This window comes from Paenibacillus sp. QJM3NY_38, from assembly GCF_056173265.1.
In genome coordinates this window covers 1,282,409-1,295,377 of the sequence record NZ_CM149665.1, presented here as the reverse complement: position 1 = coordinate 1,295,377, position 12,969 = coordinate 1,282,409, and the positions used below count along the sequence as shown (strand labels likewise).

The 12,969-nt window shown below is 46.8% G+C and carries 11 protein-coding genes and 1 pseudogene; 1 reads left to right on the top strand and 11 read right to left on the bottom strand.

Annotation, left to right across the window (positions count from 1 at the left end; genetic code table 11):
* Positions 1 to 124: 124 nt before the first annotated feature.
* The 11 genes and pseudogenes from AC0VZ8_RS05670 to AC0VZ8_RS05620 all read right to left on the bottom strand — a co-directional run bounded on the left by AC0VZ8_RS05670 (position 125) and on the right by AC0VZ8_RS05620 (position 11,307).
* A complete protein-coding gene (locus AC0VZ8_RS05670; protein ID WP_475486312.1) occupies positions 125 to 3,460 on the bottom strand; it encodes an S-layer homology domain-containing protein in 3,336 nt (1,111 codons plus the stop codon).
* Between the two features lie 311 nt (positions 3,461 to 3,771).
* Entirely contained in the window at positions 3,772 to 5,760 is a 1,989-nt protein-coding gene (locus tag AC0VZ8_RS05665) for a DUF2207 domain-containing protein (RefSeq protein WP_475486311.1), read from the bottom strand.
* 438 nt (positions 5,761 to 6,198) lie between these two features.
* On the bottom strand, positions 6,199 to 6,630 hold the full coding sequence (locus AC0VZ8_RS05660; RefSeq protein ID WP_475486310.1) for a hypothetical protein: 432 nt from the start codon (positions 6,628 to 6,630) through the stop codon (positions 6,199 to 6,201).
* A gap of 98 nt (positions 6,631 to 6,728) precedes the next feature.
* Positions 6,729 to 6,833: pseudogene (locus tag AC0VZ8_RS05655) on the bottom strand (RNA 2'-phosphotransferase); the annotation flags it as partial.
* A gap of 3 nt (positions 6,834 to 6,836) precedes the next feature.
* On the bottom strand, positions 6,837 to 7,220 hold the full coding sequence (locus tag AC0VZ8_RS05650; protein ID WP_475487644.1) for a DUF6960 family protein: 384 nt from the start codon (positions 7,218 to 7,220) through the stop codon (positions 6,837 to 6,839).
* Positions 7,221 to 7,914: 694 nt separating this feature from the next.
* Positions 7,915 to 8,316 carry a contact-dependent growth inhibition system immunity protein gene (locus tag AC0VZ8_RS05645; protein ID WP_475486309.1) on the bottom strand — a complete coding sequence of 134 codons (402 nt, stop codon included), beginning with the start codon at positions 8,314 to 8,316 and terminating at the stop codon, positions 7,915 to 7,917.
* 135 nt (positions 8,317 to 8,451) lie between these two features.
* Entirely contained in the window at positions 8,452 to 8,931 is a 480-nt protein-coding gene (locus AC0VZ8_RS05640; RefSeq protein WP_475486308.1) for a hypothetical protein, read from the bottom strand.
* A gap of 132 nt (positions 8,932 to 9,063) precedes the next feature.
* Entirely contained in the window at positions 9,064 to 9,579 is a 516-nt protein-coding gene (locus tag AC0VZ8_RS05635; RefSeq protein ID WP_475486307.1) for a DUF4241 domain-containing protein, read from the bottom strand.
* Between the two features lie 147 nt (positions 9,580 to 9,726).
* Positions 9,727 to 10,479: a superoxide dismutase family protein gene (locus AC0VZ8_RS05630; RefSeq protein ID WP_475486306.1), complete on the bottom strand. Its 753-nt coding sequence runs from the start codon at positions 10,477 to 10,479 to the stop codon at positions 9,727 to 9,729.
* A 203-nt stretch (positions 10,480 to 10,682) separates the two neighbouring features.
* Positions 10,683 to 11,123 (bottom strand): YhfM domain-containing protein, encoded by a 441-nt coding sequence (locus tag AC0VZ8_RS05625; RefSeq protein ID WP_475486305.1) that lies wholly within the window; start codon positions 11,121 to 11,123, stop codon positions 10,683 to 10,685.
* 31 nt (positions 11,124 to 11,154) lie between these two features.
* Positions 11,155 to 11,307, bottom strand: coding sequence for a hypothetical protein (locus tag AC0VZ8_RS05620; RefSeq protein ID WP_475486304.1), 153 nt, complete (start codon positions 11,305 to 11,307; stop codon positions 11,155 to 11,157).
* A 273-nt stretch (positions 11,308 to 11,580) separates the two neighbouring features.
* On the opposite strand from AC0VZ8_RS05620, the gene guaD reads away from it, so the two are divergent.
* Positions 11,581 to 12,945, top strand: a complete 1,365-nt coding sequence (guaD, locus tag AC0VZ8_RS05615) for a guanine deaminase (RefSeq protein WP_475486303.1) — start codon at positions 11,581 to 11,583, stop codon at positions 12,943 to 12,945.
* Positions 12,946 to 12,969: the final 24 nt, after the last annotated feature.

The window sequence follows — 12,969 nt, the reverse complement described above, 5'->3', positions numbered from 1 at the left end:
AACCTGCTATTTTTTTATACTATACTATGTTTCGAGTCTACGAATAGGCTCCATTACGGAATAAACGCAAAAAAAAACGCGCACATTCTCGGTTGGAATGTGCGCGCCATCTATTCAGCTGCAATCAGTTCATGAAATTCAAGTAGAGCAGCATTCGGTTTAAGAGAACCGTGCTTTGTGCGCGCGTGGCAAGCGCCTGCGGAGCGAACGCAGCCTTCTCGACCCCTTCGATCATGCCCGCGGCCAACAGGTCGGCAGTCGCTCCCTTGGCCCAATCGGATACCTGGGCATGGTCCGAGAAGCTTTCCAACGTCGAAGCGTCCTTTGGCGGAAGCTCGCCGGCATATCGTGCTGCTCTGGCCAGCATAACCGCCACCTGCTCTCTCGTGATCCTAGCGTCCGGTCGGAACGAACCGTCGGCGTAGCCTTCAATCAAGCCAGCCGCGGATGCGGCTCCTATCGCACCGGCATACCAAATTTCGTTCGGCCCAACGTCCGAATAGGAAGAAAGCTGCGGTTTCTCGGTGAGTCCGAGCGCACGTACGAGCATCGCAACGAACTCGGCGCGGGTCACCGTACGGTTAGGATCAAACATGCCGTCAGCCGATCCGTTCACGATCAGCTTGTTCGCCATCCGCTCGATGTTACTTTGCGCCCAATGTCCCTGGATATCCTCGAAAGTTCGGTTGGAGCGAACCGCAGTGTACACACCGTTATATGGGCTATAAAAAGTCGCTGTCTCCCCTTCAAAAATGGAAGGGACGAAGCGTGGCTTTCCTGCGCCATCCACCCACACGACGGTGGAACGATCGGATCCTGCCGCATCATTAATCAAGAATGTCCGCTTGAGGTAAGTGTCTTCCCCTTCGATTCTTACATCACCGTTGCTGTATAGCTCAAAGCTCATCGGCTCCGCCAGCATGTCATGCCCTTGGCGAGTCAATACCTCATCCAGCTGGCGCCTTGCGGAATCCGCCATTTTCGCAATAACGACCGTTACGGTCGCTCGGTTCTTGAGGTCACTTAGCACGTGCAGCGGAACGCTGTAGCTTGCCCCGTTCACCCCAATCCGAATGGCTGCACTCGGCTTCGCCGAAAGGAGAACCTGCAGCGCTTCAGCCGGGAGATCGACCTTCACCACCGGATCCTCATTGTCAATGTCAATGACGATATCTTCCCCGCCAGCGACCCATGACCGAACCAGATCGGAGTCCGCTATTAGTCTCAGAACGGTGCGCCCGTCATGCTCCTGCTCTTTTTTGGCGGTTACCCGAACTTGTTTGCCGTTGATCGTTACGACCATTCTTGGGTCTAGCACAGGGGAAGGGGCAGGAACCGGAACCCAGCTATAGGATGGGGGTTCCGGTTCTGGGGTATAGGCATCTCTCAAATCGATGCGCCCTATGTCGACCGTCTCCCCAGCTAAGACATTTACGGTTGTCGCGTAATCCTTATACGTCGCTGCCGTCACCGTGAGTGCATGGCTGCCTGCCGCTACGTTATTCACTGTAAATCTCCCCTCGGCGTCGGTCATATCCTTCGTTCCGCCCACCGATACCGCCGCACCGACCAGAGGCGTATTCCCTGTACCGTAGACTGCGCCGATCACCGTCCCCGTGTCCACTGGAGCCGACTGGACCGTCACTGCTGCGGTGGCCGTGAACCCTCCGTCGACGGTCGTCACCGTAACGACCGCCGTACCTTCTGCAATCGGCGTCACCTCACCGTTCTGATCCACCTGAGCGACGGCCGGATCGCTGGAGTTCCAGGATACCATCTGATTCGACGCATTCACGGGCATAAGGACGGCTGTCAGCTTCTGTGAAGCACCTCCTGCCGCAAGGGTCAATGCCGTCTGATCCAGCGTCACTCCCGTCACGCGGACTTGGTCTCGAATATGTGCGGCTTCCACCTGTACGCTGCTCCATGCCTGGATGCGCTGCTGTGCATCCAGCTCAAATACCTGGAGATACTGCCCCGGAATGGGATCCATAATGTCCGCTCCTAATGAGTAGGAGACCGCTTCGCCAGGCAGCGCATCACCCACTAAAGGACGCACACCGACATCTGGTCCGAGCAAATAAGCAAACGCATGCCCGGAATCGCCCGGAACTGCCGTCGCGCTCGTCGAACCGTTCGCTCTGCCTGGACTAATAGCAAGCCCGTCGATGTCAGGTGCCGGTTCATCCACGTACAGAGTCAATACCGAGCTGACGGTGTTCCGGCCCGCATCGGTCACCGAAACTGTAACCGGGAAAGCGCCGCTCACCGCAGCGCTGCCTTCGATTCTGCCAGAGGCAGTCATCGATAGGCCATTAGGAAGTCCGGAGGCACTCAATGACAAGCCCCCCCTTGCGCCGTCGAAAGCGTCTATCGCAATCGAATAAGGAGCGTCCTTGGCCGCCCGCGGCAGATCGGTTGTCAAAATGACCGGGCGCAGATAGGGATAGCCCCCATTGACGCCAGTGTGGACGGCCCACGTATTCGCAAAATCCCAGCCGCCATAATTGGAGGCCGTCTTCATCTCGTTGGTGGTTAGGCCTGTGAGGTGAGGCGAGCCTATGATATCCCCAACGCCCACGCCAGCGGTTTGGGCCGATGTCGTATTATCGTAATATGAGGCGTCGATGGATGAATGCGTCACGATTCCGATAAAACCGCCCACCGTGTAATAGGTGACGCTTCCGGATTTCATGATTGCAGTTGAAGAATAACTATTGGCTATTGTTCCGTATATCATTTGTCCGGCCAATCCGCCCCCATGGAAATATTGACCTCTCTCCGTATTCGTGACCCTTCCGGTGGCATACGAATCATTGATGCTGCCCAATCCCTGTGAACCGACCAGCCCGCCGGCATACTGATTGGGGGCATCGCCGCTTTTGACGGCAGCGGATGAAGATGAGCGAAGAATGGTCGAATCGCCATTGGCTGCCCCGGCCAACCCGCCTGCTACGCTCACGGAAACCGTATTGCCACTCGTAACGGTGCCCTGCGAATGCGAGTTGAGAATGCTGCCGCCTATCAGGTGTCCCACCAATCCGCCGGCATAACTGCCGCCATTGACTTGTGCGGAAATGCTTAGATTACGGATGGCCCCCGATACGCGGCCGAAGAATCCGACATACTGTAGAGCTCCTCCATCGATGGTGAGACCTTCGATCCGATGTCCCCTTCCGTCGAAAATACCGCTGAAGACGGTCGCTTCATCGGCTATGGGTACCCAATCGTATCCGGTCATATCGATGTCGCCGGTCAATCGGATATTCCGATCCAGGTAAGACGCTTGATTCCGATTGATATAAGCCAGTTCTTCTGCGGTCCCGACCCACACCCAACCGTCCGTTTCGGCCGGAACCGAGTCGTTTCCAGCCCGGAGCACGGGCTGAGCGGAAGCCAAGGGAGCAAGCACCATCGAAAAAATGAGCGTTACTGCCAGCACGATGGACATTTTTTTCATAAACAGGTTTCTCCTTTGCATCAGTACAGTCATCGATGAGTCATAGAAACACGACGTGATCTGATAAAATTCAACATCTTCAATTAAGTGTAATATAACAATGGAATAAAGACTGTCTCAATTTTGTTTCAAATTCATAGGAAAGCAGTCATAACGAAAAAACCGAGCGAATACAGGGAGCGGCCCTGAGTTTTCGTTCGGCTAAGATTGTGCCTATGATGTTATTTACCGTAATGACTGCAGTCCCATCCGGATTGTAGTCTTCCTCCCTTTTCGTGATGTGGGAAGGGAACCATTCCATAACTTCTTAGTCAATCTCCTCCCCCACCACCATCTCCAGAACCTCCATCATAGCCACCGTCACTACTGTAGTCGTATGAGCTCCCTCCGTCTGCTCCACCGTCACCATTACTACTATTTCTTCCGGAAGATGTTCCATCAGATATTCCTTTCCAAGAATGAATAAAGACATAATCGATAGCGGTATCCACATCTTTATCAAACAGAGAAGAAGCCTCTGAGAAAATAAAATCCGGATTTTCTTTGCTTACCTTTTTCATAAAACGTTCTCCTACACCAAGCAATAGCGCATCCTCTCTCATCTTTTCAAGCCGATTACGGTCATATTCACCCCTGCCTTCGCCATGTCCGCCTCTTGCCAGCTTCCGTCGATACCGCTTTATAGCGCTTAGGTAAGCTGCTGAACGCTGATCTAATGCTCCTCGGGGTAAAAAACCAACAAGTAAAAATGAAAGAATTACGAAGTTCAAGTATTCGTCGACCAGTGGATCATACAAAATTGGAGCTGCAACGAAAAAGCAAACGACAAAAAAGATGATGATGTATCTTTTGAGGCGCCAGCGAAAAGAAGCCAATATGAGTCCGCCGCCCAAAATAATGGCCAATACTCCTACCCATCCCCAAGGCGTTACGTCTGCAATGTACAGATAGATGAGCAAAACCAGATGTATGAGAGCTAGAGCAGGTATGATGACTTTTCTCGCCGCGTATTCCTTGTACATGATCCCTTTGCTATTCTCAGTCTCCACAAGCTCTTGCCAGCGGCTGAGTCCCTTTTTAAGACTTCTCATCCGCTTTATGTATTTACCCATAGTCGCTTTATTCCTGCGCTCTGTTTTCGTAGGGCCAGAAATTTTCTCCAGGTTCAGGACAGTTGTACCGTGAGACAGCCAACCAAGCAAATAACGGTCTGGTTTTTTCAGGGCTGTACGATTACCCTTGAATGTAAACTCTGGAAGCCTCTTTGGCGCTCTCGAATCTTCCTGGAATCGCATATCTGATGGCACTAATGAAACACTCACCATGCCTTTACGGCGCAGCGAAAATACACCGGCCAGCCCATCTGCAAGTCGGAGCTTTCCCTTCCGGAAAAGGTAAATCAGATCGATTGGATCCATCGCTGCGAGATCTTCGAAGCTGATCCGCCTACCACTCCACCAGGATGAGATCCTACGCAGCGAAAGGGAATAATAGACGATACCCGCTATGGCTACATAGGTCAGCCAGTGGCTGATATGTTGACCCGCTTTCAGTAAATGTTCACGCTTTTCGAATCTCTGCTGAAGCTTCTGTTCATCTAACAGTCGTTCCGAGAGTGAGGCTGAGGGCTCTTCTGTTTCCCTCTCCGTCAGCACCTCTGGGGGGAAATACAACTTCAGCCTCGCACTATCCCCTTCGGGTAATAGCGCATTTTCGTATCTAATCCAACGATTGTTTATTTCCGTCAAGCTGCCTCTTGAGCGATCGTAGGCAAATCCGGATAAATTCTCTTTTGCAGGCTGTTCTGTATAAACCCTAACGGTTACGTTGTGATGATCAAACCTGTTATCTTTGAGTACGGTCCAATCCAGCTCTCCACGATCGTCATATTTCACAGCTTCTCGATCAAGCCTATAGCGATAATAGATCTGCCTCGTTTCATCTTTAGCTTGTAATTCGATGTAATAAGAACCTGATTTAGTTCTTAAATAGACCGGATAACGCTCCAAATTAACATAACCAAGATTACCGAGCTCTCGGTCATTCGGTGGTACATAAGCTTCAAAAAATTCAATATTCGCTCCCCCGAAATTGTCCATATATCTAGGAATTCTTTCATGCTCTCCTTGTACTGTGTAAGTGAATAGCTCTTCCACATATAAGTCCCCGTCCGCCATTACCTTGGCCACAACGTCCACTTGATCAATAATTAACTCATTGTCGTTGCCACACCCGCCTAAGATAACAACCAAAACAATACTAACAGCCAAAAACAACACATGTTCAATCTTTATTTTCACAGTAAACCTCCTGTTTTCCTGTTAGCTTTACTAGAGGCGCCTTATGTTTTTTGTTGCTAGACTCCACAACTTCTGGTCGCAAAAAGTCATTATAACATTTTTCCTCGTCAGCCTGTACACTTTGCCAGCTTCCTTTCCTTCTCTTAATATTAGGTACGCAAAAAAAGACTCACTCCTCCTCATTTTCAAGCTGGAATAAGCCTTCATATCGGTTGTTTTTTACGATCTTTTTGTTAAGTTTGCTAAACTTCTTATTGCTGTTCTACCACATAGACTTTACTAACTGTATTATCCTCATTAAAAACGTAAGTTCTATCGCAATTAGTACATCTCCACACTTCATTCTTAGGAACAGGTATTAACACTGGATCTATATAATCTCTCATGTTTAATGTCGTTCCATTCTCTATCTGTATAGACATGCACAGAGGATACTTACTACCAATTTCCTCTTTCAAAATCATCATCATCTAGTTCTTTAACATATACCGATATCCACAATACCGTTTGTTCGACAGGGTCTGTTTCAATAAACACCCCCTTGGGGCTAACATAAACTTCTTCAAGATCATCGTATTCAAAACTTGGCTCTATTTGGAGCACCTCATCAATATGCATCCCGATATGTATCTTATCAAATAATAATCCGTTGTATCCTTTCGACGCGGTTATCTTAAAGAGCTTTCCGTTTAATAAATTGAACCATAAATCTACGGAATCTTTAATCTCATATCTTACAAAGAATTTCACTAACAACGATGACTTTTCATCGAGCTTATCAACTAAGTCGTAAAATTGACTTAAATGACTATAAAGTTTAACTCCTCCAAGCCCAACCCATGGTATAATTGGTGAATTATTGTCTATCACTCTATTCCCTCCCTGTAAAGATAATAGTTGCAGTTTCTGCACCGTCCGTTTTATACACTTCTCATGCTGTTTCTCTATTGTTTATCACGGCGTAGCGCTACCTGTTCAATGCTTACCCATCCTTCATCATCTAGTTCTAATTCATATTCCCATGGAGCATGTCTTAAGGCATATGAAACTTCTTTACTTAATTTTTGTAATATCCACTACTCACACTCCATGCTTATTAAATCTTCGCTAAAATATCGGGATGACTTTTTCTTACCGTCCACTTCAATAAAGTACATTTCTTTTTCAGTCTGATTATGCCAGTTGATTTCGGAAATAGTTCCAATAACCTCCGGTTTTTTTCTAAGTCTTACAGTGACACCAAAATTAAATTTTGGCGTTGGGACTTTTTTGAACAGCTGAGGTTTGACCAAGTAACTGTGGCCGATATATTGCAACTCAATAAATTCGTCTCGTTCTCCAACACACCGAAATATTTTTCCATAAGGTTTTAATCTACGAAATTCATCCCTATGGCGTTCTTCAATTAATTCCTCTCCATCTTCCTCAAACCATGGATAAATGCCCCATGTACCTGGCAACAGAAACACCCCATCTTCCCTAGTTTTATAGTAAATGATGATTTCTTCACCAAAAGCTTTCGATTTAGTGATCCATTCTTTGATTTTTGGTATGCAAACAAGACTCATTCCTCCTCATTGCTCAATTAGAATAAGCCTTTGAAAGTTTATCAAGCCAAGTCTTAGATTCCCACTTTCAATTCAGAACTTTCAAAATCATGGTAAGGATTTGAAAAGTTTTCGTCAACTTCCTCAATCGTTACTAGATGTTCTAACCTGCAGTGGATAAGAGAATATAGATTATATAGAAAAAAACCTTGTTGAGTGATAAGCACCCGATCAAGGTTTTAAGTCTGAATATTCACAAGCTTTTCGCAAATTCAACACCTACAATTAAATGTAATACAACAATGAAACAAGGCTGTCCAATCTGTTTCAAGTTCAAGAAAGTCTATCATAATGAAAAAAACGATCGATCCAGGAGCGGCTCTGAATTTTCACTTGGCTAAAATGTTAACCTGTGTTGTCATCCATTTTACGACGATTGCCAATCGATCAGATTAACAATAAAGATGCGTAATCATTCCTGCAAACTTGTAAAAGGCTCATTCCTAACTCATACTTAGATTAGAATAAACCTTGAAAACTTTCACGTATTTCTCAAGTGTGTAGTGAACGATCATTCCCAAACCTGCAAACCAACCTTATATTGAGATTACATCTTATTCATAAAATTAGTTAATAACTCACTATACTCAATCTGATCTTCTTCACTAGACCAATCTAAATTTGAAACATTGTTATTAATCTTCTGTAGAAGAAGCTTAAGCTGAGACAAATCTTTAAAGTCATCTAAATCGACAGCACTAAGTAACTCCAGCAATTGACCATCATAAAACACCCCAGCAATCGGATCCTCCGATAAAATTTCCATCGCCCTTTTTATGCCAAGGTCAATGAATACATTCTGAGATAACATCCTTGAAACATCTTCCAAATCAATCTCGTCCGCTGTTTTATTAATTAGACTATCGTACCATTTATCCAATGCATACTCGGGTTCATCATTCTGATTGTTTGGATTCAATGAATAAATCTCTTTAATGGTTTGACTCATTTATTTCAATCCTGTCAATTTTTTAGTGTGCTTGGTTTGTTGATTACTCACTCTAAGTTGCATAATAGCTTTTCAATAGCTTTTAAAATGCGCTAGTTGTATTGTAAAACCTATTACCAAAGTATTCGTCAGTAACTAAATCGCTAATACTGCGATGGTCTTATCATTGACAGAAATTGATAAAACATCACTTGTTTTTTGAATGTGTACATCATGGTTTGAACTAGTTATTTCGTCCTCAAAAGCTCCATATGTGTCCGAATTAACGAATAAACTCATTTTTTCTAGTTTCAATCTTTCCACATCAACTTCTATCTCAACTCTTTTTATATCGTTATAAGATCGCATAGTCTCAGTTAGACAATACAGATATTTCTCGCCTCGAACTTCCTTAACAACGTTTTCGCCTAATAAACTTAAGATTACTTGGTAATTGGGCTCGCCTTCCTTAAAAATATTTATAAATTCAATAATCATTTCACTTAGAGGACTGTTTCTTAATATTTCCTCCATCCTCTCTCTCGAATCATCTAAAAACCATGAATCTAAATCCACCAATGTATCGTCTATTATCCCTGGAACAAATGGCTTACTATAAAGAAAATCCTTATTCATTGTATACCTACTTTCTATGTATAGTGACGGCCTTGGCAGGCAATTATGGTGTATCTCCAATAAAAACAGCCATAAAAGGATGTCTTCCATGGCTGTTCGCGCTTGCTCGTATTTCGTTACACTGACACTCAACTAGCTCTTAATAAACACAATTTTTACGCCAACCACCTGATCCTGCTCATTCACGGCCTTATACACGCCATATGCACCATCGCCAATGCCGGTCCGGGATACGACGCCTCCATCCAGGACACCCGCTTCTTCTCCGCTCTCGGTGATGTTGCAGCATGCAAGATACCAGTCACTATCCGTATCCGAGCTATCCGATGTCGCATCAGCGTCTGGAATTCGGTACTTCTGAATATCAAAAACCCCGGCCTGCCCGCTATCCACCCCAGCTACAAAAGGACACTTGATCCATTCCAGGAATGCCCCCTGTTCAGCTGCCGAGTGATGGTAAGCCGTTAGCTTGGCGTTGGCTTCGCCCCAATCCGGAATCTCTACCTTCTCCACTTCCGAGGCCCACGTTCCATTTAATACAGCCTCCAACACACCCATGATAATAATGTTCGTATCCAATTCATAACACGGATCCGCGACAACCAATTGTCCTGATTTCACTTCAAAATCGCCCAGTTGAATGATCAATGAAGATACCTCCAATAGCAGTTTATGATGGTTCTATTCTAGCATGTCCCGCCACACAACCATCACAAAAAAACGCACCTCCTAAAAAGATGCGTCTTTCACTGACATCATATACTACAAACCACATGTTACCTGTAGCTTGCAGGGTTACTCGGGGATATTCCCCCCGGCCACCCGGTCGCCGGAATTGCCCGATGGATCGGTTACGCCGTCATCTTCGTCGGCATGAATGATCAGCGAGCGTCCGAGCACCGAGTTTGGCTGGTTCTTTTTAAGGGTGCCATGCTGAATGATGGTCTCCGCTTCCACGGTGCCGTCTGCGCCTACGACCAGATTCGGCATATCGCCAACATGGCTTCCTTGCGGATGCTTGAGGCCATGATGCTTGTCGGTCGGATTAAAATGCCCACCGGCAGATTTGAAATCCCTATGTTTGATCGTGTTCTCATGTACATGGAACCCATGCTTACCTGGTGTGAGGCCGGATGCGGTGATCTTCACCTTCACCCCGTCATTGGTCTGCTCCAAGATAGCGGAACCGGCAGACTCCCCCGCCGCATTGTACAGCTGGACTTCAAGATGCCCCAGAGATTCCTTCCTGAAAGCCTGGTCCCAGAACACGGGTTGATTAACCGGATCCGAAACCATACGAGCGGGTACATCGCTGCTGCCGGTAGGAGTCTCGGAATCCGAGGCCGCCGTCCTTTGTTGCGCAAATGGTCCGTCAGCGGTGGAGTTATCCTTGCCGTTCACGTAGTAGCTTATTTTAGACATCGTGTGTTTAATCGCAGCTAAAGTTCCTTCGGGATTCCCAGCAGCGAACAAAATTCCTGTAAACAGCAGGGCTCCGGCAAGAAATGCTCCAGCCATATATTTTAACTTGTTGGTCTTCTTCTTCACTTCATCGCCTCCTGAATGATGTATTCATTCATCTCCCAATCCCCTGATTTTATACGTCTAAGTCGTTATTTTATGGGATATGAGGCGTTCGGCGTTATTTATTATTCCCTAAGACAGATATACGGATTGGATAACCTACTAAACTAGCTTTTATATCATCTCCAGCTACTGAACATAAAAAAGAGATTCCCTCCGCTACGGCGTTAATGCCCCTCTTGCAAAATGAGTTCTCTCATCCGATCCGTATGTTTGGCGGAAACCACATATACATCTTCTCCCCAATCTTTGAAACCGTAGCTAAACACACTTTCCTGACCCTCTTCCCCCAACCACAGCTTAATGGCGTGAATCGGGGATTGCTGATCATAGATAACCATCACGTCGTAATCCGGGTCTGTTCGTTTGGCAGCATCTGGTTGCTTGCGAGCCGTACGGATCGCTTCCTCAAATGCGCTTACAGCCTTCGCCTCCTTGAAAGAAAACAGTGTATCCCCGTTCATCTCGTCCCATGACTCAAATGCCGAAATCCGAATTTCGACAACCTTCTCGTCCAGCAGCTGCATCGTTTCCCAGCCGGGTTCGTTCTCGCAGCCTGTTAATAGAGCCGCCATATAGAGCAGCATGATCGTTAGAAGACCCTTCATCAAATCGTCCTTCCTTATTCACAAAATAATATTAATGGATGACCCCATGCAACTTCAGCTTGTTCTTCAGCATGGTTCTGTACGTCTCTTGATGATAATAGGAATTATTCATTCGTTCCTTGTTCAGTCCAAGACTGTCCAAGATCCGGTACTCCAGCCTGCGCCGGGCCTCTTCAAGTCTCAAAAATGATGGCAGCTTCAAGTTATTCTGTGGGGGCCGGCTGATATCCTTTTCTCTATACAAAAAAGGCTGCGGACGTTATCTCTCATGAAGAAGCCCCCTGTATCCCCCGGGCAACTCCGAATGATCTCAATCGTGTTCCTGACCTGCCATCACTATGGAGTCTTCGTTAATAACTCAAGCTTATATCTATTCGCCTTTAAACTATGGACATCTCTTTTTTAACGGACTATAATGACAAAAGCGCTCCAAAAAACGAACATTAAGGCGGTAAAAATGAGTAAATATATGTTATTATTTCAAGGGACTTCTTTTTCAAGCAAATCTCCCAAAGAAATTCAAGTATTGAGAGACTATCTTTACTGCATCAACACGGACGGCATGATTGAGCGAGTCGTGGCACCGGAAGACGCCGACTATCAATCCTTGCTGGATACGTATCAAGGCACAGACAGCTTTCACCGACTAGAGGAAGGACAGTATTTCCTGCCTGGTTTTGTCGATTTGCATGTTCATGCCCCGCAATGGGCTCAATCCGGAACCGCATTGGACATTCCGCTCTACGATTGGCTGAATACCTATACGTTCCCGCTGGAATCCAAATTCTCCGATCTGGCGTTTGCGCAAAAGGTTTACGACGATGTGGTAAGTACCCTGCTGGCCAACGGAACAACGACGGCGCTTTATTTTGCCACGGTGCATAAGGAAGCCAGCTTGTTGTTAGCCCAAATTTGTGCGAGCAAAGGCCAACGCGGACTTGTCGGAAAGGTCGTCATGGACGATCCCGAGCAGAATCCGGACTACTACCGCGATGCGGACACATCCACGGCACTGGCGGATACGGAGGAATTTATTATCGCTGTAAAGGAACTCGCCAAGACCACCAAACAAGGCGTGTATCCCGTCGTGACCCCACGCTTCATTCCAAGCTGCACCGATGAGGGGCTGAAGGGTTTAGGCGAACTTGCAGCCAAATACGACACGTATGTGCAGTCCCACTGCAGCGAAAGCGATTGGGCGCACGGCTATGTGAAGGATCGGTTCCAGAAAAACGATGCGTTTGCCCTGCATGATTTTGGCCTGCTCCGCGATAAATCGGTCATGGCTCATTGTAATTTTCTCGATGACCAGGATGCCGAATTGTTCGCTGACACCGGCACCGCGATCGCGCATTGCCCGATATCCAACGCGTATTTCGCCAACAGTGTCATCCCGGTCGCCCGCTTCCACGCCAAAAATGTCGAGATCGGTTTAGGCTCGGATCTATCCGGCGGCTTCTCTCCGAGTCTCTTCGATAATATAAGACAGGCCGTAATGTCCTCGAGGATGCTGGAAGATGGCGTGAACACCTCCCTTCCTGCGGAAACTCGCGGCGTGCCCGAGTCGCGAATTACGGTCCATGAGGCATTCTATCTGGCTACGGCCGGGGGCGGTGAAAGTCTGAGCCTGCCGATTGGCCGCATTCAAGAAAACTACGCATGGGATGTGCAGGTGATCGATACGAGACTTCCATCCGCCAAGCTGCCGATTTTTGATGAGAATGAAGACGTACAAGATATTTTTCAGAAAATCATGTATCTGGCACGTCCTGAACATATTCGCGAGGTGTGGGTGCAAGGGGAAAAGGTTCATACGCGTTAAGAAAGATAGAGGTTGTTCAAAAAG